Source organism: Planctomycetaceae bacterium, assembly GCA_041398785.1.
In the GTDB taxonomy this organism is placed as follows: Bacteria; Planctomycetota; Planctomycetia; order Planctomycetales; family Planctomycetaceae; genus JAWKUA01.
In genome coordinates, this window is record JAWKUA010000006.1 from 248,937 (window position 1) to 272,900 (window position 23,964).

General features: G+C 59.7%; 22 protein-coding genes. 13 read left to right on the forward strand and 9 right to left on the reverse strand.

Going from position 1 to position 23,964, the window contains the following annotated elements:
• The first annotated feature begins 50 nt into the window (after positions 1–50).
• Positions 51–1,265, forward strand: a complete 1,215-nt coding sequence (locus R3C19_09440; GenBank protein MEZ6060572.1) for a glycosyltransferase family 2 protein — start codon at positions 51–53, stop codon at positions 1,263–1,265.
• A 241-nt stretch (positions 1,266–1,506) separates the two neighbouring features.
• Positions 1,507–2,355 carry a glycosyltransferase gene (locus R3C19_09445; protein MEZ6060573.1) on the forward strand — a complete coding sequence of 283 codons (849 nt, stop codon included), beginning with the start codon at positions 1,507–1,509 and terminating at the stop codon, positions 2,353–2,355.
• Positions 2,356–2,361: 6 nt separating this feature from the next.
• Here the strand turns inward: R3C19_09445 and R3C19_09450 are convergent, their stop codons facing one another.
• Together R3C19_09450 and R3C19_09455 are read right to left on the reverse strand one after the other, a co-directional pair.
• On the reverse strand, positions 2,362–5,220 hold the full coding sequence (locus tag R3C19_09450; GenBank protein MEZ6060574.1) for a DUF1553 domain-containing protein: 2,859 nt from the start codon (positions 5,218–5,220) through the stop codon (positions 2,362–2,364).
• 237 nt (positions 5,221–5,457) lie between these two features.
• Positions 5,458–6,237 carry an inositol monophosphatase family protein gene (locus tag R3C19_09455; GenBank protein MEZ6060575.1) on the reverse strand — a complete coding sequence of 260 codons (780 nt, stop codon included), beginning with the start codon at positions 6,235–6,237 and terminating at the stop codon, positions 5,458–5,460.
• A 116-nt stretch (positions 6,238–6,353) separates the two neighbouring features.
• Between R3C19_09455 and cobA the strand changes: the two genes are divergently transcribed.
• The 4 genes from cobA to R3C19_09475 all read left to right on the forward strand — a co-directional run bounded on the left by cobA (position 6,354) and on the right by R3C19_09475 (position 11,165).
• A complete protein-coding gene (cobA, locus tag R3C19_09460) occupies positions 6,354–7,892 on the forward strand; it encodes a uroporphyrinogen-III C-methyltransferase (GenBank protein MEZ6060576.1) in 1,539 nt (512 codons plus the stop codon).
• A gap of 158 nt (positions 7,893–8,050) precedes the next feature.
• Positions 8,051–8,794: a hypothetical protein gene (locus tag R3C19_09465; GenBank protein MEZ6060577.1), complete on the forward strand. Its 744-nt coding sequence runs from the start codon at positions 8,051–8,053 to the stop codon at positions 8,792–8,794.
• 201 nt (positions 8,795–8,995) lie between these two features.
• A complete protein-coding gene (locus R3C19_09470) occupies positions 8,996–9,922 on the forward strand; it encodes a hypothetical protein (protein MEZ6060578.1) in 927 nt (308 codons plus the stop codon).
• 43 nt (positions 9,923–9,965) lie between these two features.
• Positions 9,966–11,165 (forward strand): hypothetical protein, encoded by a 1,200-nt coding sequence (locus R3C19_09475; protein ID MEZ6060579.1) that lies wholly within the window; start codon positions 9,966–9,968, stop codon positions 11,163–11,165.
• Between the two features lie 60 nt (positions 11,166–11,225).
• On the opposite strand, the gene R3C19_09480 is transcribed toward R3C19_09475, so the two are convergent.
• Positions 11,226–12,140 (reverse strand): hypothetical protein, encoded by a 915-nt coding sequence (locus R3C19_09480; protein ID MEZ6060580.1) that lies wholly within the window; start codon positions 12,138–12,140, stop codon positions 11,226–11,228.
• Between the two features lie 128 nt (positions 12,141–12,268).
• Between R3C19_09480 and R3C19_09485 the strand changes: the two genes are divergently transcribed.
• A complete protein-coding gene (locus tag R3C19_09485) occupies positions 12,269–12,880 on the forward strand; it encodes a superoxide dismutase (protein MEZ6060581.1) in 612 nt (203 codons plus the stop codon).
• A 146-nt stretch (positions 12,881–13,026) separates the two neighbouring features.
• On the opposite strand, the gene R3C19_09490 is transcribed toward R3C19_09485, so the two are convergent.
• Together R3C19_09490 and R3C19_09495 are read right to left on the reverse strand one after the other, a co-directional pair.
• Positions 13,027–13,179 carry a hypothetical protein gene (locus R3C19_09490; GenBank protein ID MEZ6060582.1) on the reverse strand — a complete coding sequence of 51 codons (153 nt, stop codon included), beginning with the start codon at positions 13,177–13,179 and terminating at the stop codon, positions 13,027–13,029.
• Positions 13,180–13,190: 11 nt separating this feature from the next.
• Positions 13,191–13,346 (reverse strand): ATP-binding cassette domain-containing protein, encoded by a 156-nt coding sequence (locus R3C19_09495; protein ID MEZ6060583.1) that lies wholly within the window; start codon positions 13,344–13,346, stop codon positions 13,191–13,193.
• A gap of 148 nt (positions 13,347–13,494) precedes the next feature.
• On the opposite strand from R3C19_09495, the gene R3C19_09500 reads away from it, so the two are divergent.
• From R3C19_09500 to R3C19_09520, 5 genes are all read left to right on the forward strand, one after another.
• Positions 13,495–14,484 carry a TGS domain-containing protein gene (locus R3C19_09500; protein MEZ6060584.1) on the forward strand — a complete coding sequence of 330 codons (990 nt, stop codon included), beginning with the start codon at positions 13,495–13,497 and terminating at the stop codon, positions 14,482–14,484.
• Positions 14,468–15,496: a rhomboid family intramembrane serine protease gene (locus tag R3C19_09505; GenBank protein MEZ6060585.1), complete on the forward strand. Its 1,029-nt coding sequence runs from the start codon at positions 14,468–14,470 to the stop codon at positions 15,494–15,496. Before R3C19_09500 ends, R3C19_09505 begins: the two co-directional genes overlap by 17 nt.
• Positions 15,497–15,506: 10 nt before the next feature.
• Positions 15,507–17,348, forward strand: a complete 1,842-nt coding sequence (locus tag R3C19_09510) for a carbamoyltransferase (GenBank protein ID MEZ6060586.1) — start codon at positions 15,507–15,509, stop codon at positions 17,346–17,348.
• Between the two features lie 131 nt (positions 17,349–17,479).
• The gene (locus R3C19_09515; GenBank protein ID MEZ6060587.1) at positions 17,480–17,887 is read left to right on the forward strand and encodes an SxtJ family membrane protein; all 408 of its coding nucleotides are present in this window, start codon (positions 17,480–17,482) and stop codon (positions 17,885–17,887) included.
• 12 nt (positions 17,888–17,899) lie between these two features.
• Positions 17,900–18,124: a DUF5989 family protein gene (locus R3C19_09520; protein ID MEZ6060588.1), complete on the forward strand. Its 225-nt coding sequence runs from the start codon at positions 17,900–17,902 to the stop codon at positions 18,122–18,124.
• 158 nt (positions 18,125–18,282) lie between these two features.
• Here R3C19_09520 and R3C19_09525 read toward each other — a convergent pair whose 3' ends face one another.
• A complete protein-coding gene (locus R3C19_09525; protein MEZ6060589.1) occupies positions 18,283–19,635 on the reverse strand; it encodes a S41 family peptidase in 1,353 nt (450 codons plus the stop codon).
• A 146-nt stretch (positions 19,636–19,781) separates the two neighbouring features.
• Between R3C19_09525 and R3C19_09530 the strand changes: the two genes are divergently transcribed.
• Entirely contained in the window at positions 19,782–20,744 is a 963-nt protein-coding gene (locus R3C19_09530; GenBank protein ID MEZ6060590.1) for an aminotransferase class IV, read from the forward strand.
• On the opposite strand, the gene R3C19_09535 is transcribed toward R3C19_09530, so the two are convergent.
• From R3C19_09535 to R3C19_09545, 3 genes are all read right to left on the reverse strand, one after another.
• Entirely contained in the window at positions 20,713–21,345 is a 633-nt protein-coding gene (locus R3C19_09535) for a LuxR C-terminal-related transcriptional regulator (protein MEZ6060591.1), read from the reverse strand. The genes R3C19_09530 and R3C19_09535 overlap by 32 nt on opposite strands.
• 673 nt (positions 21,346–22,018) lie before the next feature.
• Entirely contained in the window at positions 22,019–22,468 is a 450-nt protein-coding gene (gene rsfS, locus R3C19_09540) for a ribosome silencing factor (protein ID MEZ6060592.1), read from the reverse strand.
• A gap of 273 nt (positions 22,469–22,741) precedes the next feature.
• Positions 22,742–23,932, reverse strand: coding sequence for a protein kinase (locus R3C19_09545; protein ID MEZ6060593.1), 1,191 nt, complete (start codon positions 23,930–23,932; stop codon positions 22,742–22,744).
• Positions 23,933–23,964 lie beyond the last annotated feature (32 nt).

Sequence of the window (23,964 nt, forward strand, 5' to 3'; positions counted from 1 at the left end):
GGCCAATGTCGGCCTGGCCTGTCGGCCATGGGTTAAACGGGGGGTGAGCGATGGTGGCGGTGCTGGAATCATTTGATCGCTCCGCTGGCGAACCAGCCGCCTGCGACCGTGGCAGCAACGATCCGCTGATTTCCGTCGTCATGCCGTGCCGGAATGAAGCGAAGACGGTGGGCGGCTGCGTTCGTCGGGCATTGGAAGTGCTCGGCGAAGCGGGATTGTCGGCGGAAGTCGTGGTGTGCGACAACGGGTCGACAGACGATTCGGGCGGGATCGCGCGGCAGGCCGGAGCTCGCGTGGTGCGGTGTGACGAGGCTGGCTATGGCAACGCCGTTCGCGCGGCGATTGATGCGGCACGTGGCGAGATTCTGGTGATGGCCGACGCCGACGGCAGCCACGATTTGGGATCGCTGCCGGAACTGGTCCGTTCTGTTCAACACGGTGCCGATATGGTCGTGGGAAGCCGGTTCGCCGGCGGCATTGACCCCGGTGCGATGCCGTGGCTGAATCGCCGCGTTGGCAATCCGGGATTGAGTTGGCTGATCAACCGGTTGTTTCACACCGGCATCGGGGATACTCAGTGCGGTCTGCGGGCGTTCACGCGAACCACGGCTGAGCAATTGGCTTTGAACAGCACCGGAATGGAACTGGCCAGTGAAATGCTGGTCAAGGCGGCTCGGCTGGGACTGCGGACGGAGGAAGTGCCGACTCGCATGTTTCGAGCCGGTCGCGACAGAGCCGCTCATTTGCTGCCGGGACGAGACGGCTGGCGGCATCTGAAGTTTCTGCTGATGTTCAGCCCGTTGCATCTGTTTCTGATTCCCGGCGCGACGGTCGCGGGCTTCGGAATGATGCTGACTCTGCTGCCGGCGTGGGGCATGTTTCGAGTTGGTTCGTTCTACATGGACATCCACTGGATGGTGCTGGGAATCCTGCTGCTGCTGATCGGAATTCAGATCGTGCAGTTCGGAGTGATCGCTCGACTGTACACCGTCCTTCATCGGTTCCCCGCGGCTGATCGTGCCCTGGAATGGCTGCGTCGGCATTTCAGTCTTGAACGAGGCCTGATCGCGGGAGCGTTAATGTTTGCCGCGGGCTTTGCGATCGATGTCTGGATCGCGTGGGAATGGATCCGCCCCGGTCCGCCGCTGATGGAAATCCGCGCGGCTCTGCTGGCAACAGCCGCGATGGCCGTGGGAACTCAAACGGCGTTCTTTTCGTTTCTGTACGCGGTCGTGGAACGAGGCGTGACTCACGGCGAGCGATGACGGAGTAACGTGTGCGACAGATGAGAATTGCCACTGCCGTTTCAGCGGGAGGGCCGTCCGCGCACCTGGCGTGCGGGGTGAGGCCGCAGCCAGCCCTCACCCCGATTTTTCTGCTGGAAGCAGAAGAATCTCCCTCTCCCGCTTTTCGGGCGTGGGGAAGATGTCTGACTTGAAACAACTGAACGTGACTTCTTCAACACCATTTTCCGTAGAGCGCGCTCCGCGCGGCTTGCGGGTAAGCGTGCTTCTTCCGGTTTACGAGGCGGTTCCGGAACTGCTGCGGCAGGCGATCGCCAGCGTCGTGGCACAAACGATCGGCGACTGGGAACTGCTGGTTGTGGAAGACGCATCGGAGCACTCGGCGAGTGACGTGTTGATGGAATTCAGCGACCCGCGAATTCGACACGTGAAAAATTCGGCGCGAACATCCTTTGCGGCGCAGTTGAATCGGGGACTCGCGGAAGCTCGCGCGGAGTGGGTCGCGCGAATGGACGCGGACGACATCTGCGAACCGCATCGACTGGAAACTCAGTTGGCGTTCTTGGCCGCGAATGATTCGATCGATGTGCTGGGCAGTCAACTGGCGGTGATTGACGCTGCCGGGCGTGACATCGGGTTTCGACGGTACCCCGAACCGCACGACGAAATCGTCGCGGCGCTGAAGCGGTTTTGTCCGCTGGCTCATCCGGCCGCAATCTTCCGCCGACAGACAATTCTCGCCGCAGGCGGATATGATGACGAAACCGACGAGACGGTAGCAGATTACGACCTGTGGTGCCGACTGGCGAAGCAAGGCACACGGTTCGCCAATCACCGTGAAGCGCTGTTGAAGTACCGCATTCATTCAGGCTCTACGAAGTCCGCGAAGCTGCGCCAGATGTTGCGCGGCACGCTGGACGTGAAACGGCGACACTGGAATGGCACGTTCGACGCCTGGTCTCGCCTGAGATTGCCGGCAGAACAGGCGATGCTCTGCGTGCCGCCATGTCTGGTGCTGTGGCTGTTCCGGGTCACCCACCTTCGAAGCTCGCTGCCGCCGTCATTCGAAACGAATAGTTCCTCAGGCGACGCTCCAAAATCGCTGCGCTGACGTGATCTACTGCAGGAACAGAAACTCACTTGTGTTGACCAGAACTCGGCAGACCTGTTCCAGTCCGTGGGTCTCTGCCAGTTCGATCATCCGGAGGCTTTCTTCATTCGTCGGTGGACGCGACAGGGCCAGTACGAAGCTGCGGTTCACCTGAGCCAAAAGATCATCACCTGTCTCCGTACGAACCCGTTCCGCAAAGAATTCCGCCTGGCGATTGGCAAACGGACTGTTCAGCAGACTCAGTGACTGCAGCGGCGTGATTGATCGCGTGCGCTGCGGCGTCATCTGTCCGGCATCGGGGCAGTCAAACGATCCGAAGATATCGACAGCCTGCATGCGAATCTTGTGAGCGTAGATCATGCGTCGCCAGCCGGCATCGTCGAAGGTTTCCTTCGGGACGTAGTCGGACAGTCCGCCGCGCTGGTTGAACAGATCGAAGCCGGGTCCGCCCATCGTCATGTTCAGTTTTCCACTGACCGTCAGAATCGCATCGCGAATGGCCTCGGCTTCAAGCCGTCGCGGAGGAAATCTCCACAACAGTCGTGAGCCCGCGTCGACCTGCAGCGCGTCAGCATTCGGCCGGCTGCTCTGCCGAAACGTGTCCGACGTGACGATCTGCCGGTGCAGCCGCTTCAGTGACCAGCCGTGTTCGACAAAGTCGGCTGCCAGCCAGTCCAGCAGTTCCGGGTGAGTCGGCCGGGAACCCATGCGTCCGAAATCGCTGGGCGTGTCGACCAGTCCCGTGCCGAAATGGGACTGCCAGATTCGATTCACGATGACTCGCGCGGTCAGCGGGTGGTCGGGACGAACTGCGTGCTCCGCCAGAGCCAGCCGGCGACTGACTTCAGAGGCCACCGACAGGTTCGCCGGAATGGCGACAGCCGTTGGAACAACCCGCGACTGCCCGTCAAAGGTGCGATTCCGGCGCGCGGACGCTGAGACCGCCGGCGTCCCGTCATTTCGCCTGATGGCCGCGCTGGCCACAGCGCGACGAAGAACTTCCGGCACTGAGGGCACAACGATGTCGACGCGCTGCATGGGATCACCGCGGCGCAGCAGCCACGTGTCCTCCGGTTCGTCGATGAAGCTTGCCGCGTAGACCTGAGGTCCGGCGGACACCCTGTTCAGCGTCTGCTGAGTCGATCGGATGGCCGCCGTCTTTTCCATCACTTCGGCGATCGATTCGGAATCCAGTCCGGTCAACCGGACACTCGCCGCATGACGAGCATCGTCCGTCCGGGGCAATCGTCGCCGGGAATCCAGCACCGTGATCCATTCATCGGATGACGGCGGCAGCACGTCGATGTCGTAGTCGGCCGGAATACTTTCACCGCGGTGCCAGACGGTTCGATCGATGTGAGTGCTTTTCGGAAAGTCGATCCGAATCCATGCCGGTCCGCCTGCCGCGGAGACCCACGGAAAGGCCTGCCGCTGGTCTACGGAACCATCAACCAGGTTGTCGAAGTGCCGTGTCTGATTGGCCAGTGCGAAACTGGACGCGGACGGCGTCGCTCCATTTTCGGCGAGCGCCACGTTGACAGAGGATTCACCGCCATGTGCGGTCGACCAGGCTTCGAATTCGTACAGCGATGCCGCCGCACCGTTTCCCGTCGCGTGGATTCTCATCCGCACGGCGCGAGCTTCCACGGGCTCGAAAGTCTCAGCCTGAATCTCCGTCAGCGGCGGCTGCAGCGCATGCCGGATTCGAAGAGCTTCGAGCTCCTCGCGCAAAGTCTGCAAACGTTCGCGAACCTGCGGAACCTGCGAGGTCCATTCGTCGTTGAGCCCGCCGCGCAGTCGCCGGTCGCCGTATTGCAGTCCCGCGAACGTGGCCTGCATGGCGTAGTAGTCTCGCTGAGTCAGCGGGTCGAACTTGTGACTGTGGCAGCGTGCGCAGTCCAGCGTCAGAGCGAAGATGCTCTGGCTGACGGTGCGGATCACTTCGTCAAGTTCATCCTGGCGAGCCTGCCGCATGGCTTCCTCATCGCGTCCGATCTGACCGGGAAGATTGGCCGGCCCGGCGACAAGAAATCCCAGCGCCGCATCTTCGCCCGACGTGTCACCGGCAATCTGAGCGAACAAGAAGTCATCGTACGGCTTATCCGCGTTGAGAGCTGCGATGACCCAGTCCCGATACGGCCACGCGTTGGGTCGCTCCAGGTTGGTTTCGAAGCCGACAGTTTCCGCCCAGCGGATGATGTCCAGCCAGTGCTGAGCCCATCGTTCTCCGTATCGCGGCGAAGCCAGAAGCTGTTCGACGAGTGCTTCCCAGGCCACATCCCGATCGGCGGCGCTCGCGAATGCCTGGACGTCAGCGGGAGCCGGAGGCAGCCCGGTCAGGTCGAAGAACAATCGCCGAACCAGCGTATGCCGTTCCGCCGGTTCCGAAAGCTGCAATCCCGTTTTGTGAAGTTCACGGCCGATGAACGCGTCGATCGGATGCTGGTTTTCGGAGTCGGCAGGCAAATCCGGCTTCCGGAGTGGCTGAAACGACCAATGCTGAATGGAATCGGCGTCGCCGTCCGGAAACTCGGCCCCCTGTTCGATCCAGCGCGACAGCAAGCGAACTTGCTCCGGCGTCAGTCGATCGCCGTCGGGCGGCATCCGCGAATCCGGGTCATCGCTGCGAACAAGTTCCAGCAGCAGACTCTCACCAGGCTTGCCGGGAACAACGGCGGGCATGCCGCGATCGCCGCCTTTCAGAAGACTGCCGCGGTCATCAGTTCGCAGCCCGGATTCCCGCAGATCCGGCCCGTGACATTCGTGGCAATGAGCAGCGAAGATCGGCTGGATATCGCGAACAAAGTCCACAGGCTGGGCGTTGGCAACAGCGGCAGACACCAACACAAGTGCGGCGATGGTCATGCCGACAAAACTGCTCCGGCAACGGTTCATCACTTCGTCCTCGACACGAAATCAGGGATAAGCGAAAGCCCAGTATAATTGGAGATTCGCGAGGAATCAGGTGTTTACTGCGAACGGCAATTCGTCCGTTGGTACATCGGCAAAGCGGATGAATTTTCGCGGTGAGCCGCACGTCCCGTGCTGAGGAACCGGGGCTGAATTTCGTCGGCCCGGCGCCGCGCGGTGCGGGATCGCGTCCTACGGATGGTGATTCCGGGTGACGCGCAGCACGTCGTCGTGCAGATTCGTGTTGCTCGCCAGAAGACTGCACTTTGCCAGCGGCAACGGTTCGCCGCGGCAGGTGGTGACTTTTCCGCCGGCTTCTTCGACGATCAGTCTTCCGGCCGCAAAGTCCCACGGCGAAAGCTGGTATTCAAAGTAGGCACCGAAGCTTCCGGTCGCCACCTGGGCCAGATCAAGCGACGCGGTTCCCATCCTTCGGATGCCGTGGATGTTCTGACGAAAACAGTCACCGACGGCCGCCAGCGTTGCTTCCATCATTGCACCGCGGTCGTAGTAGAATCCGACGCTGATCAGCACTTCGTTCATTCGCGTCTGACCGCCGACACGAATCGGTGCTCCGTTGTGAGTCGCGCCGCGGCCGCGTTCCGCGACATAGCGGTCGTCGCGAATCGGATTCAGAACAATCCCGTACTGCGCGATGCCGTTGTGGTGGTACGCGATCGAAACGGCAAAGTGAGGAATCCGGTGAGCGAAGTTGGTGGTCCCGTCGAGCGGATCGACGATCCACAGATGTTCCGCGCGGACGTCGTCGGACTGCTCTTCCTCCCCCAGAATGCTGTGATCCGGGAACTGTTCGTGAATGACCTTCACGATCGCTCGTTCCGCGTTGACATCGGCGTCGGACACCAGGTCGACGGCGCCCTTATGGCGCATTGTCACACCTTCACGGAAGTAGTCACGCAGGATGTTTCCGGCGGATCGAGCGGCATGTTCGGCAGTGGCTGGGATGCTCATGCGGCGAAGCGTACGCTGCCGCAGGCGTTCCTCCCAGCGCGCTCGCGGAATTCTCGTGAGTCGCTACGATCCTGGCCGGCTGCGAACGAAGCAACGCTGGCCGCGGCTGGTGCAAAATGTCCGATCAACCTGCAAAAGTCTATCTGGTCGGAGCCGGTCCGGGAGACCCGGGACTGTTGACGTTGCGCGCCGCGGAACTGCTGTCGACGGCGGATCTGGTGCTGTACGACGGACTGGTGAATCCGTTGCTGCTGCGGCTGACGACGGGTGTCTGCGAACGAACCGCGCGCACGCGGCAGGGCGACGGTTCCGTGGTGCCGCAGCACGAAATCAACCAGCGGCTGATCGAAGAATCTCGCGCCGGGCGAACGGTTGTGCGGCTGAAGGGCGGCGATCCGTTCATTTTCGGACGCGGCAGCGAAGAACTCGCGGCGCTGGAAGCTGCGGGAGTTCCTGTCGAGGTCGTGCCGGGGATCACCGCAGCAACGGCTGCCGGAGAATACGCCGGGTTCTCGTTCACGCACCGGCAATTCGCGTCGGCCGTCGCGTTTGTCACGGGACACGAAGATCCCACTCGCCCGGCCAGCCGGCTGGACTATCGCGCACTGGCCGCCTTTCCGGGGACTCTTGTGTTCTACATGGGACTCGGACGCATCCAAAGCATCTGCGCGGAACTGATGAGCCACGGAAAGCCGGAACAGACACCGGCTGCGGTCGTCTGCAGCGCGTCGCTTCCGTCTCAGCAGGTTGTCGCGGCGACGCTGTCGGATCTGCCGGAAAGGGCTGCCGCAGCGGGCGTCCATGCTCCATCGTTGATCATTGTCGGAGAATGCGTACGGCAACGAACTGGTCGATCCTGGTTCGAGCGTGGTCCGCTGTTTGGCCGGACCGTCGGAATTACGCGGCCCGACGACCAGTGCGACGAAGTTGCGGCGAAGATTCTGCGGCTGTCCGGCCAACCTGTCCTGATGCCCCTGATCCGGATCACTCCGGCGACTGAATACCAGTGTGCGGCACTGGATGCCGCGTTGCAGCGGCTGCCTGACTTTGGCTGGCTGGTCTTCACCAGCGTGAACGGCGTGAGTTCGTTCTTTGACCGACTGTGGCAAACGGGCCGAGATCAGCGTTCGGTGGCTCACATGAAGTTCGCTGCAATCGGTCCGTCCACCGCTGCCGCGCTGGAAAGCCGATCGCTGCGGCCCGATATCGTGCCAGGTGAATTCCGCGCCGAAGCCCTGGCGGCGGAAATGGCGCCTTACGTTTCCGGATGCCGAATTCTGTGGGCAGGAGCCAGCCGGGGGCGGGATGTGCTGCCGCAAATGCTGACAGAATCCGGAGCTCAGGTGGAAAAGCTTGTCGTTTACAACAACGAAGACTCCGCAGCGCTGGACGCCAGCGTCGTCGACAGGATCCAATCAGGGCGTCTGGACTGGATCGGAATCAGCAGCCCGTCAATCGCCAGCCGACTGGCTGCCCTTGCCGACTCCGAGAGGCTTGATTTCGCGGCGACGAAGACAAAGATTGCATCCATCAGCCCCGTGACCAGCCGCACGGCGCGCGAGTCTGGGCTGACGGTAGCCGCCGAGGCAGTCGACTACACCTGGGACGGTATTCTGCAGGCCATCGTCCGTGCGGAAGTGACCGGCGCGAATTGAGCGGCGATCGAACGCAATACCGGTTTTTGCTCACATTTTTGTGGCCAACGTCGTAAAATATTCGAATGCCGCCGGCCGCCGGAAACTCATGCAGGCCGGTCGCAACCATTTGCGATTGCAGAACTTATCCCCTGTTACTTCACGAACTCAGAAGTGCCATGTCCCAACAAACACTTGATTTTCCGGCGACAGCAAATTCGTCCCCGACTGCGGATTCCGGTCACACAGGCTGGGCTGAGTCCGGTGAATTTGACGATTTTAGCTACGTCCCGGTATCTCCCTGGGGCCCGATCACTCTGGTACTGGGGATTGGCAGTCTGACCGGGTTCTTTGGGATCTTTGGGCTGGGACTGGCTGTCATCGGGATCGTGATCGGGATCGCCGCCTGGGCGCGGATCCGCGCATCGGCGGAAACTGTCAAGGGAATGAAGTTCGTTGCTGTGGGTTTGGTTCTGTCTGTGCTGAGTCTGACGCTGGGTTCGGCCAAAATGGCCCATGCGTATTCGACGGAGGTTCCCGAGGGTCACCAGCGCGTGAATTTTCCTCGCGACATCTCTGACAAACAGTTCGTGTATTACGGCAGCCAGCGACGACTGCATCCCGAAGTCGCACCGCTGGTCGGCGAAAAGATCTTCATCAAGGGGTTCATGTATCAGACTCAAAAGGACGACGGGCTGACGGAATTCGTATTTCTGAAGGATAATGGCGAATGCTGTTTCGGCGGACAGCCAAAGCCGTTTGATATGATGCTGGTCAGGATGGGCGAAGGCGAAACGACACGCGCGTATTCGGGAATTGTCGCGGTAGCCGGTGTTCTGGAAGCCGACGTCGCGGCCGGCGAAGGAAAGCCGGTCTATACGATCGACGCGACACTGGTTGAGGAAGCACGGACACGATTTTGATCGCTGCCCGCGTCTCCTGATTCCGGTAGTGAACACATCCTGAGTGACGATTATTCGTTGTGTCGCTTGCCTGCCGCTGCAGACTGACCATCATGGAACGACTCAGCCTGCGGAATCCGTCTGACGCGTCCGCAGGTATCGAAGACGAGCGTCAGTGACGACACCGCGGATTCTGACCGCAGTCCGAAGAGGAGCACGTTCGTGAGGACGCGGAACACAACGCTCGCACTGCCAGCAACGGCACCGGCTCTGGTGTTCGGGGCTCTGATGTTCGGGGTCATGCTTGTCGCGGGATGCCAGGACAGCGGTGCTGACCGCTTCGTGCAGTATTCGGAAACTGCTCCCGAGGTGCCGGCTGCCGCGTCAGACGAAGGACCGGACGTCGACGCAACCGATCATGTTCCGGAAGGCTCACCAGCAACGGCTGCGGAACCATCGGTCACGGTCACGACACTACCCGAGGAAACCGAAAGGCCGGTCGCGGCCGTCACCGAACTTGTAGATGAGCCCGAACAGACGGATTCAGACGTCCCAGGGAAAAACGGGACACCGGCGTCTTCCGTTTCTGACCGATCCGATGCGATGGAGGAAATCGCCCGACAGAGAGCCGCCGTGCTGGCTGCCTACGCCAAAGCAACCGCGCCGGCAGGTGCGGAACCTGTAGACATCCAGGCGGTTTCGGAACCTCGTGAAATGAAGCTGCTGATCCCGGAAAAGCACTTTCGCACGGAGGGTGATGCGGGGGCTTTGCGATTGTCCTACGACGATATCGACCTGCTGAAAGTCCTGAATATGGAACCGGTGCCGGTCGACGCCGCGGAACACTTCCCCGAATGGCTGAACGATCTGGACGGTACGCCCGTGCGAATTCGCGGATTCATGTATCCGACATACCAGGCCACGGGATTGACGGCATTCACCATGGCGCGCGACAATGGCATCTGCTGCTTTGTTCGCAAGCCCAAGATTTATGACATCATTGGTATTCGTCTGGCAGAAGGTGAAGAAACCGACTACATCGAAGGCAAGCCGTTCGACGTGGAAGGCGTTTTTCGCATTGTTCCGGAAGCCGATGAGACGGCACTGTATCGACTGTATTGCATTGAAGACGGCCGGATTCTGCAGTAGCCGGCACTGCCCGGTTCGTCAGGCGATCAGCGGGAGACCTACCATGAAAACCAGAATCATTGTCGCTTTCAGTCTGACGCTGGCCGTGCTGTGCAACATGCCGGTCGGTGTTCCGTGCCCGTTCTGCGATGCACCGTCGCTGACAATGGCCGAACAGATCGACCAGTCCGGGCATCTGCTGCTGGCAAAGTGGCTGGGGGGTGAAAAGCCGACAAACGAATCCGCCGGGACTGCAAAATTCGAGGTCATCAAGGTCGGAAAGTCTCGCGATGATGCGTTCAAGACCGGCGATGTGATCGAACTGCCGCAATACCTGGCCGGCGCGAATGAGAAACTGTACGCGCTGATGGGTCCGGGAACGGACTTCGTTGACTGGCATTCTCCCTGCGAGGTCACTCCTTCGTCATGGGAATACCTTGCGAACATGCCGGCTCCGGTCGCCGCTCCGGAAATGCAGTCGGATCGACTGGCCTACTTCCTGGCCTATCTGGAACACCCGGAGTTGCTGGTGTCGAACGACGCCTACGCCGAATTCGCTTCCGCTCCGTATGACGTCATCAAGCCGCTGAGCCCGCGAATGCCTCGCGAAAAACTGCGTGAGTGGGTGACCAGCCCGGACACCGCCGTCACGCGGCTGGGGCTCTACGGCCTGCTGCTCGGCCTGTGTGGTAACGACGGCGATGCGACAGCGATGGAACATAAAATCCTGCTGCCCGATTCGGACTTTCGCCTGGGCATTGAAGGTGTCATGTCGGGATATCTGATCATTCGCGGCGAAGACGGCCTGAAAGTGCTGGAAGACTCCAAAATGAAGGCCACAACCTTCACGAACAAAGACGGCGAAGATGCCAAACTGCCATTCAGCGAAACCTACGCGGCAATGCAGACACTGCGGTTCATGTGGACGTACGAACCGGACAGAGTCCCGAAAGAACGGCTGAAGGAATCCATGCGTAACCTGCTGGAGCGACCCGAACTGGCCGACCTGGTCATCGCCGATCTGGCTCGCTGGAAGGACTGGGGCGTCCAGGAACGTCTGATGGCGATGTATTCGGACGAAGAGTTCGATATCCCGTCGATCAAGCGGGCCATCGTGCGATATCTCTTCTACTGCAGCGAAGACGTCGAAAAAGGTGCGGAGACCAAACCCGAATACGCGGTAACAGCAGCGACCTACCTGGCGGAACTGGAAGCCCTCGATCCGAAAATCGTGCGCGACGCGAAGCGGTTTCTGATTCGCTGATTTCAGAATTGCTGTTACCGCATTTTCACGTCGCACCGCAAGAGCGTTGCCGGGGACAGCTCAGGCAAAGTCGAAGCGGGCCTGGTCTTCAGAAGCGCTGCCCGGCCGCTTCGCCTGAAATCGGATGGCATAGACCGCGAACACTCGCGGCCCCATTTGCCACTGCCAGGGATCGAACACCTGCGCCGTGTCCGCTCCGTGCGGAAGCCGCTCCAGCATGTTCAGTTCGCTAAGCACGACCGCCGGATTGACTCCGGTGAAGAAATTCCGGTCATTGACAAGCTCCCTGATCAGCGGCCCGAGTTGCGCGTCCTGCGTGCGGGCCAACTGAGGAGCCGTATCCGACGACACGATGTCCGTGACCAGAATCGCGATCCCTCCCGGCCGCAGTAGGTTCAGCATCCGTCGCAGGTGTCCGACACGAATCGCTTTGACTGCCGCCGCAAACAACGGATGTTGCTCACCGATGATCTCGGTAAGTGAGCCGATCAGCTGTGTCAGAACGCAAAGCGACGCTGCGGCATCGCATGATCGTGGCGGGATGCCAGCCCTGATTTCGTCCGAAGACAACCGCTGCAGCAACCCGGCGACCTCTTCGGTGCTGCCACCAGTCGTCCGAAAATCCTCCGCGGTCAAGGACATCAGCGGTGCCGCGATGTCAACCGGAGCGTGCTGAATCACCGACGCACAGTCGCCGGATTCGCGACGCGCTGCGTCCGAAATCGCCGCGGCATCGATGTCAATCAAATGCACGCCGCGAAACAACTCCGCCAGTCGCGGCAGGTCCACGTCCAGACAGTTTCCGGCTCCCAGCAGCGCAATTCGTTCACAGGCGGAATCATTCGGCACGGCCAGTTCTGAAGCCGTTGCTTCGATCAGCCGCATGACATTTCCTCGATGCGTGGCGTAGGACGTGCCGTCATTCTTCGTGACGGCATTTCGCTGACACTGAATCTGCACCAGATGCGATTGCACTTGTGTTCTCTCTTCAATGGAGGCTCGACACTCGCGGATAACTCGGTTGTCGCTCATTCGGTGATGCCTAGAATACATGGATCAGCCTCACACGAAACGTCACACCCCTTAAACAGGAAATCCGGATCATGGCCTACACGCTTCCCGACCTGCCCTACGCCAAGGACGCGCTGGAACCTCACATCGATGCAAAGACGATGGAAATCCACCACGGCAAGCATCATCAGGCTTACATCAACAACGTCAACGCAGCTCTGGAAGGGACCGCTCTGGCGGATCAGCCAATCGACGACCTGATGCGGAATCTTTCCAGCGTCCCCGCCGACAAGCAGGCCGCCGTGCGAAACAACGGCGGCGGTCACGCCAATCACTCACTGTTCTGGACGGTCATGTCGCCCAATGGCGGTGGTGCTCCGACCGGTGCTCTGGGTGACGCCATCAACGCGAAGTTCGGCAGCTTTGATGCGTTCAGGGAACAATTCGCGAAGGCCGGTGCCACGCGGTTCGGCAGCGGCTGGGCCTGGCTGTCGGTTGACGGCGGCGGCGAACTGGTTGTGGAAAGCACTCCGAACCAGGACACGCCGCTTTCCGAAGGGCGCACTCCGATTCTGGGTCTGGACGTCTGGGAACACGCGTATTACCTGCACTACCAAAACCGCCGGCCTGATTACATTTCCGCGTTCTGGAACGTCGTCAACTGGGACGAAGTCAGCAAACGCTACGCAGCCGCGAAGGGATAATCCCGATATCACAAGATCGATCCGGAAAACGTCTGTCCCCTGGATTGATCGACTATGAATTCCGAGAGCCCGGCAGCAGTCGCGCTGCCGGGCTTTTCGCTGCGCGAGCTGTGACGGCTGCCGTGTGACATTTCGCCGTACGTCATTCAAGGGCGGCGCAGCCGGGATTCGCTGGTCGCAAGCCAGACTGCGGGATTCGGGCCGATTCTCAGCAGCAGAATCGTTGCCAGGCCACATCCGAATCCGAATTTCAGCGGCGGCCAGACACCTGGCAGCAACAGAATTCCCAGTGTGAGCATCAACGGCCAGATCAACGAAAACACAGCGTTGTCTTGCCGACTCCGTTGATGCCGGTCAGAACGGCGATCTCACCTCGCTGGACGCTGAACGACAGATCTTTCAGGATCCATCGAACTCCGTGCGCCTGCCACAGGTTTCGAACTTCGATTGCGGGGGTATGTATCACGAGAACTGCTCCCGGTGCCGGCGGAATGGAGATTTCGCACACTCAACGATCTGCAGAACGAACCGTTCCGAACTTTGGATCACGGCTTTCCTGCGGTTCTCCGATGGAACCGGTCGACCGTTTTCTCCGGGACATCCTGACAACACTCATGCCCGCGAACCTGACGCCGCAATACCACAGGGCTGAACGAGAACTCCGTCAGGCACAGACGGCTGTCGAACAGTTGCAGTGTCTTCAGCGAATGCTGCAGCTGCTTCCCAAACACAAGGGAACCGACAAACTGCACGCGGAGCTGAAGGCTCGCATCAGTGACACGCGGCGCGCCGTCGAAGTGGAGGCGAACGCGGCCAGGTCGCGCACGGAGTTGCGAATTCCCCGACAGGGAGCCGGCAGAATCGTCATTGTGGGAGCACCGAATTGCGGGAAGAGTCGTCTTGTGAAGGAACTGACCGGTGCGGACCCCGAGGTTGCCGATTTCCCCTTCACGACTCGCACACCGATGCCGGCGATGATGGATGTCGACGGCGTTCAGGTACAGCTCGTCGATACACCGCCGATTGTGCCCGGTCAGCTGAGTCCGCCGATGCTGAACCTGGTGCGAACCTCCGACGCGGCTGCATTGCTGTTCGATGGTTCGTCCGACGACGCTGTGAGCCAGACGGTCGATGTCGTACAGCAACTGCGGAATCGCAAGACATGCATGTCACGGCATGGCGGATTCAACCAGCATGGCGTCGGCGACGTGGCCGTGCCGACGCTGCTTGTGGTGACTCATGCGAACGCCCCGGACGCGGGACTGCGGCTTGAACTGCTGCGCGAATGCCGCGAGTTGGACCTGCCGGACATTTCCGTCGACTTTGAAAATCCGTCGGCGGGACAGCCGTTGAAGTCAGAGTTGTTCGCGCTGCTGGGGCTGATTCGCGTTTTTACGAAACGGCCTGGTGAACAACCCGAACGGAATGATCCGCTGACCATCCCGGATGGCGGTACCGTCGAAGATCTGGCACTGCGGATTCATGAAGATCTGGCCGCCGGCGTTCGGTTCGCCAAAGTCTGGGGACTGTCCGGCCATGACGGTCAGGTCGTCGGCCGTGAATACGTGCTTAGCGACGGAGATGTGGTTGAGCTACACTCGTAGCACCGATTCACTCACCGAAGTCCGCAATTCAAAGTCGAGGTTCATGCGGGAACTGACTTCCTTTTCCAACAAAGTTCACGCTGAGCGGCTTGCCGGATTCCTGGCCACGAAGTCGATCCACACGCGGCTGGATGACGAAGATGACCAGTGGGTCCTGTGGATTGTCAATGACGACGACCGGACCGCTGCGGAAGCCGAATTGTCGGCGTTTCTCGGCAACCCTGACGATCCCCGATACGTCGAAGCCGCCGGCAAGAACCGCGAGCTCGAACGCGAAGCCGTTCAGAAGCGCCGTCGGATCAGACGGCGCGAAATCGACCTGACCAGGCGCTGGAGCGGCTCGTGGTGGCACGCCTATCCGGCCACGTACATTCTGATCGGAATCTGCGTGGCCGTCGCAGTCGTGTGTACTGATTTTCGCCAGCAGCAATTCGGCGGATTCGGGCCGGCACTGTGCAACAATGAAGATTCAACGCTGCTGGAAGCGCTCTACGTCACGTCGTCGACTTCATTTGTCGGGCCGGACGGAAGGGCCTATATCGGCTATCCGCGACATGTTTATCACGATGTGCTGAAGGGAGAATTCTGGCGGCCGATCACACCAATCTTCCTGCACTTCGGAGTCCTGCACCTGTTGTTCAACATGATGTGGCTCCGCAGCCTCGGCAGCTGTGTGGAATTCGTTCGCGGCACCAGGCGGTTCTTGACGCTGGTGGTCACCATCGCTGTGATATCGAATGTTGCTCAGTTCTATGTGTCAGGTCCGCATTTTGGCGGCATGTCCGGTGTCGTATTCGGGTTGATCGGTTATGTCTGGATGAAAGGTCGAGTCCAGCCGGAACTCGGACTGGGGCTCAGTCACCAGACGATCGTCTACGCGTTCCTTTGGCTCTTCCTTTGCATGAGCGGCAGCTTCGGACCAATTGCCAACACTGCACACGTGGGTGGTCTGATCGTCGGAGTGCTGATCGGTGCACGGAAGGCGATCTGGCGCAGGATCCGCGGACGATAAGCCGGCACGCATGACAGCAATTCTTGGCATCTCCGCGTTCTACCACGATTCCGCAGCAGCGATTGTGATCGACGGTGAGATCATTGCTGCGGCGCAGGAAGAACGATTCAGCCGCAGGAAGCACGACGAACGGTTTCCCGCCGCTGCGGTCGATTACTGTCTGGCGGAAGCAGGCCTGAAGCCCGGTGACCTGGACTACGTCGGGTTCTACGACAAGCCACTGAAGAAGTTCGAACGGCTTCTGGAAACGTACCTGGCTTACGCTCCGGCGGGTTATCGCAGCTTTCGAAAAGCCATGCCGGTGTGGCTGCGACAAAAACTCTACACACCGAGGGAGATTCGTCGGGGACTTCATGGCGAATACGCCGGCCCCATCGTATTTGCGGAACATCACGAATCTCACGCGGCAAGCGCCTTCTTTCCGTCACCGTTTGACGAAGCCGCGATTCTGACGATGGATGGTGTCGGAGAATGGGCAACGTCAACCACCGGAATCGGTCGCGGCAATCGCATTGAGCTGCTTCAGGAGCTCCGCTTCCCGCATTCGCTCGGACTACTGTATTCGGCATTCACCTACTACGCGGGATTCAAAGTCAACAGCGGCGAATACAAACTGATGGGACTGGCACCGTATGGCCGGCCTGTTTACCGGGAGAAAATTCTGGAGCACATCGTGGATCTGAAACACGATGGTTCGTTTCGGATGGACATGCGGTATTTCAACTATTGCCAGGGGCTGACGATGACGTCGGCCCGGTTTCACGAACTTTTTGGCGGCCCGCCCCGCAGGCCCGAAACACCGATTTCAGAGCGAGACATGAACATTGCAGCGTCCGTACAGAGTGTGACGGAAGACATCATGCTGCGAATGGCGAATCACGTGCATGAGGCGAGCGGTTCTGAGAATCTTGTTCTGGCGGGAGGCGTCGCTTTGAACTGCGTTGGCAATGGACGAATTCTCAGAGAGAGTCCCTTCAAACGCATCTGGGTTCAACCGGCATCGGGAGACGCCGGCGGAGCACTTGGCGCGGCGATGTTCATCTGGCATCAACTTCTGGAAAAGTCGCGAATCCCAGGGTTGCCGGATGCTCAGAAGGGCTCCCGGCTGGGACCGGAATTCAGCGACGAACAGGTCTGCGCGACACTGCGGCGGCACGATGCGGTCTTCGAAACATGCGGAACCGACGATGAGCTGTGCGAACGAGTCGCGGAGTTGCTGTCATCCGGCAGTGTCGTTGGCTGGTTTCAGGGACGCATGGAATTCGGCCCGCGGGCACTTGGCGGTCGAAGCATCATTGCAGACGCCCGCGAAAGCAGGATGCAGTCACTGATGAACCGAAAAATCAAGTTCCGCGAATCGTTCCGCCCGTTCGCGCCCGTCGTCCTGCGGGAATTTGCCACTGAGTATTTCGACCTGCCGCTTGAAACTGACAGCCCCTATATGCTGCTGGTCGCGCAGGTCGCGGCGCAGCACCGCAGATCGCCGGAGGAAGCCAGTGAAGCGGCCGTCGGGATTGAAAAGCTCCAATACTGCCGTTCAGACATTCCCGCCGTCACTCACGTGGATTTCTCCGCACGTGTACAGACGGTGGATCAGGAACGCAGCCCGCTGCTGCACAGGCTGCTGACGGCTTTTCATCGTCGCACGGCGTGTCCTGTCCTGATTAACACGAGTTTCAATGTGCGGAATGAGCCCATTGTCTGCAGTCCTGATGACGCATGGCAGACGTTCATGATGACCGACATGGATGTCCTTGCGGCCGGCCGGCATTTGTTGTTCAAAAGCCGACAACGGAACCAGTTGACGGAAGCCGATCGCCAGCGGTACCGCGGATCGTTTGAACTCGACTAAGGACGGTGAACAAAGCCACGCGCACCAAGTTTTCCACGGTTGCAGACCAACAAATTTTCCCCTGAATGAATCGTTTGGCACGCGGCGTTGTGCCGTGAATCCAAACGGTGATTCCGACCTGATTGACAGCAATGTCTCTGATTTCTCTGAATACAAACCCGACTCAGCGACAATTGCGGCAATTCGGCGTCGTCAGCCTGATCGCGATGCCGGCGGCAGGCTGGCTGTTGTTTCACAGCGTCAGCGTGACGTTCTCAGCAGCTGCCGTTGGTGCGCTGTTCGCCGTGCTGGCATTCACTGCACCGAACATTCTGAAACCTGCATTCGTGGCGATCAGCGTGCTGACGATTCCCTTCGGGCTTGTACTCAGCGAACTCATCATGCTGACGATCTTCTTCGGACTGTTTTTTCCGATGGCACTATGCTTCCGCGTGGTCCGGCGTGATCCGCTGCACAGAAAGCAGGGTTCGGACAAGCCCAGCGCGTGGGTGCAGAGAGTCGCCATGCAACACGCGGGGCGTTATTATCGGCAGTATTGAAAGGACAAACCGATGGCAGCGCAGATTCCACCTGATTCGCACAAGCGTGACCGGCAGACGGAATTCGAAGCTGCCGGGGAAGAACCACAACCGTCGCTGGCGGCCGAGTTCTTCCTGTTCCTGAAGGAAGAAAAGAAGTGGTGGCTGACGCCAATCATACTCGTGTTGCTGGCGACGGGAGTCATTGTCGCGCTGACCGCCACAGGAGCAGCTCCGTTCATCTACGCGCTGTTCTGACTGATGCAGCCCGACTGAGCGTGGGTTCCGCCTGAGAGTTGAGCAGCACGCGCCGGAACTCGGCGGCATCAGCGCTGCGACGGCAAATCTGCGTCAGCGACAGCCTGCGAAGCTGACGAATCGCCTGCGCGTCGCGCGTCACCGCCGCCCGATCGAAGTCACTTCTCTTCCGATCCGCTTTCGGAATCACTTATCTGTGCACCGGATTCCTTCGGCGAGCCGATGCGTTCCCTGAGATACTTCAGAGCAGCGGCAAGCTGTGTATCTTCGAACGTGGCGCCTTCCTGTTCGGACGTGGCGTCGTTGCGCAGGATATCCCGCTGTCGGCGATCGATGCTGTATTCAGTGAACTGCTTGTCGGAAAACGGGATCAGGAAGTCCTTGTCGGGTTTCACACCCCACTCCTCGTCTTCACCGGCACCTTTGCTTCGATGAATGTTGACGCCATTGGGACGGTGGTACGCAGCGGTTGTCAGTTTCAGCGCGCTATCGCCTTCTTCCACCTTGATGACATTCTGCACGCTGCCCTTGCCCCAGGTCCGTTCACCGATGACAACGGCCCGATGGTTGTCCTGCAGGCAGGCACTCAGCACTTCGCTGGCGGACGCACTGAATCGGTTTACCAGAATGGCAAGCGGAAAGTCGGGGAAAGTGTCTCCCGGCTTTGCCTGCCACGAGCGTTCGGGCACATTTCTTCCCTTCACGCTGACGATCTGTCCTTCGTCAAGAAACATGTCGCTGATTTCAATCGCAGCTTCCAGCAGGCCGCCGGGATTCGACCGCAGGTCCAGCACCAGACCTTCCATGCCCCGCGCCAGAAGATCCTCGATTGTGGACCTGAGTTCCTGAGGAGTATGGCGGCTGAAATGTGTCAGCCGGATGTAGCCGATTTTGGGATCTTCGCTGTAGAGAAACTCCCACTGGTTCTTGTCGTTGTAACGATCACCCAGGACCGTGGGCACCTGAATGATTTCCCGCACCACTCGGATTTCCTCGGGCTGAGAGTTCTCGCCGGAGTGTACGACTTTCAGAGTCACAGGCCGGCCAGCGGGTCCCTGCAGCTTCTTCACCAGGTCTGTCAGTGTGAAGTCCTCCGTCGACTGGCCTTCAACTTCAACAATCACATCGCCTGCCTGAATTCCGGCGCGATACGCGGGCGTTCCAGGCAATGGGCTGATTACGGTCAGCCGGTCACCTCTCTGGCTGACGTTGATCCCGATGCCGCCGAACTCCTGTTCCATGACCTGATCGAAGCGCTGCAGATCCGTCGGGGCGATGTAGCTGGAGTACTGATCCAGGTGCTGAACCATTCCCTCGATGGCAGCTTCGACCAGTTGCCGCCGATCGACATCCTGAACGTAGTTGTTGTCGATCTGTTCGAATGTCTCCACGAACAGTTTCATCAGTTCGTATCGTTCGTGAGATTCATCGTCTTCGAAGGCTCGTGTGGCGGGGCACGTTTGTCCCAGGAGTATCAGGCCCGCAAGCAGCATGGACGAACGCTTAATCATCGAGGTCTCCCGAATGGGAAGGTATAAATCCGAATTCCGAACCGCTCAGGATACCGAATCCGGCTGCCTTCGGTCCAGGTGTGTACGGCACGGCAGAATCGTAGGCTGCCGCAAACCCGTTTCCAATGTCTCCGGATTTCGCACACATGTCTGCTGACGACGTTCGCCCGCATGATCCCGGCGGCTCTGCATTGACCGGCGAAGCATGGCTGAACGGCCGGATTCTGCCCTACTCTGAAGCTGCTGTGCCGGTCTGGGATCTGGGACTCGTTGCGGGAGCCGCCGTCACGGAGATGGCGCGCACGTACCGGCACAAGCCGTTCCGTTTGGCAGAACACATCCGGCGGCTGCTGGATTCCTGCGCCGAACTTGGTTTCGTGGTGCCGTATTCCGAAATCGAACTCCGGCAGGCAGCGGAAACGATCGTCGCCGGCAATCGTCGTCTGATCCCCGACCAATCCGACCTTGGAATCGTGGCGTTCGTGACGGCCGGAGCAAACGCCACTTATCTTGGCGCGAAGGCCGCGCCGAGGCCCACGGTCTGTGTTCATACTTTCGAACTGCCGTTGTCGCTGTGGCGCGATGCGGCAGCCAGCGGACTGCGACTGCGCGTTCCGGCAAGGATGCAGATTCCTGATTCTGTCCTTCCGATTCACTTGAAGATCCGTAACCGCCTGCATTGGTGGCTGGCGGACAGGGAAGCCGAACGCGCCGAACCCGGCAGCCGCGCGTTGCTGGTAAATTCCGACGGCCACATCACGGAAACCAGTAGTTCGTGCTTCTATGCGGTCATCGACAACGAAATCGTGACTCCTGTGACCGATGTCCTGAACAGCATGACTCGGCGAATCGTCAGGGAACTGGCTGCTTCAGAAGGGATTGCGTTCGAAGAACGACAGCTCAGCCTGCAGGACGTGCATGCTGCCACGGAAGCGTTTACGTCGTCGACACCGGCCGGATTGCTGCCGGTTCGGACACTGAATGGAAACACCCTGGGAAGCCACTGCCCCGGGCCGGTCTGCAGCCGGCTGCTGGCGGCGTGGACGCGGCTGACAGGCGTCGACACGCGGGAACAGATTATCGGCCGGACTCCGCCGACCAGAAACTGATGTCGGCGATTTCAGCTTCGGTCACGAGCCTGACCAGTTCCACGACATTTCGAACGCCGAGCTTGTCCATGACCTTTGCGCGGTGCTTCTCCACGGTCTTGTCGCTGATCTTCATTCGGATGGCGACCGCCTTGTTGGTGAAGCCGTCGTACAACATCCGCAACACCTCATTTTCGCGCGGTGTCAGGACGGTTAGTCTCGCCTGGGCCTGCAGTGAACGGTTGACGATGGATTCCAGCGATCGCGAGTTCGTGACGACCTGAAACGACACCAGGCGGCCGATCGGGCTGCCGTCGCCATCAAACACCGGCTGCGTCACAGCACGAACGGAAAGCCCGTCGTTTCGCGTAATCGTGACGGGATGGCGACTGGTCACGATGTCCGTCAGCCAGGATCCCGCAATTCCCAGATTTTCAGCGGCGCACTGAAACGTCTCTGAAGTGAGTTCCACTCCAGGTTCAATCGCGACTTCGCCGCTTTCAAATTCACCCGGAATCCGCCACAGCGCAAGAAACTCCCGGGAGCAGAGTTGCACAACATCGTCGTCCAGAGGCAGGAAGCACCACGCCTGTTTGTTCTGCGCCAGCAGTGCGCGCAACACAGGACGAAGGGTCAGAGAGATTGAATCAAACACTTCCATCAACTCAGCGTCGGTTTCAAAAGATGCGAATCAAAGGTGGGCTGTCAGCAATGTTGATTGTTCAGCAAGTGGCACTTCAGGGGACGCGATGCGAGTGGCTCCTGCCGGTCCCGGCACATGTTCGCGTCGAACCGCGAGTTGCCGGGGTCGGCTAAGGTCAAAACAGGAGACACCGAGGCCGCTGCGCTTCAATCGGATTTGGTCCCTGATTTCGGACCTGCTTTTTTCTGAAGTGGGGAAACTACCTATTGCGCGCAGGAGATTCCCGTCGAATACAGTGAATAGGGCAAGTACGAATTCATCGCGTCAGGCAACTCAGTCGCCGCAGATGTCGCACATCTCGCCAACTCACTCCCCGCCGACCGGCACCGCATGAATCAAAATTCAGCGGCTGACTGCCGTTCGAATGCCGCGTGCAGCGTCGGACGCCGTATCAGTCACGTCGCGGTGCATGACGCGATTGGGCCGAGATGTGACCGAATCGCCGGGACCTGAATCCCCCCCGGCAAAGTTCAGCCCCTGCACAGTTCAGCCGTGGCCAACCGTTCATCGGCTCAACACCGACGCAGCGCTGGCTGGGTTCACTTGAGTTCGAGCATCCGCTTTCGATCCACGGGAGACCGGCCGCACGCGTTCATTCGGAAGCGGGGACTCGCCAGTCGATTCGTTCGGCATCGGCCCAGAGTTCTTCCAGGTTGTACAGTTGCCGGCCTTGCTGAGTGAAGACATGCAGCACGACATCGCCGTAGTCGGTCAGAATCCAGTTGCCTTCCGTGCGGTATCCTTCAATGCTCAACCGAGCGTTTCCCTGTTCGCGTTTCAGTTTTCGGTTGACCTCGTCGGCGATGGCGTGCATCTGCCGTCGGCTGGTGCCGGTGACAATCACGAAGAAGTCGACGATGGACGTCAGCTTCGTCAGATCCAGGACCATGATGTCCACGCCACGCATTTCGTCAGCGCACCGGGCCGCTGTCAAAGCGTTGGCAAGGCTTTCGCTGTATTGGTCCGAATCTCTCGGAACAATCCTGGGAAGCGTAACGGCCGGATCGTCGTGACGATCTGTCCGGGGATTTTCGGCTGACATGAAAAGGCATCTTCCTGCGATTGGCGGCTGTCCGTCACGGCGAAGTCACCAACAGAGCAACTTGACGATTGGCCTGACCGGAGTGTGGTCACGACTTCTGCAGGCCGCGGAATCGAGCGTTGAACGACAGCAAAGTCTTCGTTGTTGTTTTGCCCGAAACTTAACGGAACGGCAGTCCCGGCGGAATCTGGCGGCTTTGCAACAACTGACACGGGTTTTCGAGCAAGGCTCGCAGTCAGCGACAGAGGTGCCCTCCCCGCATAACACCGGACCTTATTCCGACTGATCGGGGTTCCGATCGGGCTCCGGATTCCTGCGAGGCTTTGACTTTTTCCCCGGAACGACCTTCGCCGCAGATTTCGGTTTCGCTTTGACGGCAGGGACCGGCTTCGCGTCAGGTCCGGACTTCGGTTTGGCGACGGCTGGCTTTGCCGATGCGGGCTTTGAGGAGGCCGGTTGTGCCGAGGCCGATTGAGCGCTGGCGGGCTTTGCGGAAGAAGGTTGTTCCGAAGTGGGTTGCGCGAGGGTGGATTGAGCAGAGACGGGCTTTGCGGCCGGTTTCTTCTGTTTTTGAGCAGCAGCCCGTCGGGCGGCCTGCACCAGCCGTGCTTCCGATTCACGAAATTCCTTCACCATTTCGGCAGCCGTGCTCCAGCGGTCGTCCGGATCCGCTGCCAAGCCCTTCATGATGACGCTGGCGATCTGTGCATCAATTTTCGGAACAAGCGCGGTGATTTCCTCCGGCGGCTTGTTGATGTGCTGCAGCACGGCGTCGAGCGTCACGGCGGCGTCCCAGGGGTGCCGTTTTGCGTACATTTCGAAGCAGGTGACAGCGTAGGCGAAGACATCGATTCTCTGGTCGGTCGGTTGCCGCTTGATGAGTTCCGGCGCCATGTAGTTGGCGGTCCCGGTTCGGTTACCCGGCTTTCGAAAATCTGCGGTATTCGGGACAGCCAGTCCGAAGTCGATCAGCTTGATCTGGTTATCTTCGGCGACCATGACGTTTCGCGGGCACAGGTCGCGGTGGATCCAGTTTTGCTGATGAAAATAGTGCAGCGCCTCGCCGATCTGAATCATGTATCGCAGCCGGTATCGCCGCATCTGCTCAGACTGCAGATCGACCAGCAGGCCAAGTCCGGAACCTTCGATGTACTCCATGACCAGAAACGGCTCGTCTTCGGTGGTAACGCCTGCTTCCAGCGTCTGCACGATGTGCGGATGATGCAGCGACATCGCGATTTCAGCTTCGCCGGGCTTGTTCAGACCGCTGAAACGGCCTTCGTAGCGCTTGGTCTTTTCGAGATCAAGAACCTTCAGAGCCACCAGGCGGTTTCCCGCAGCATAGTCTTCCGCCTTCCAGACGCGCGACATGCTGCCCTGCCCGACACGGCCGATCAGGTTGAAGCGTTTGCTGATATCCGTCTTCGGGACGGCATCCTTTTTTCCGAACAGTTTTTCGAACATGGTAGTTTCGGACTCCGCAACTCGGGACAAAC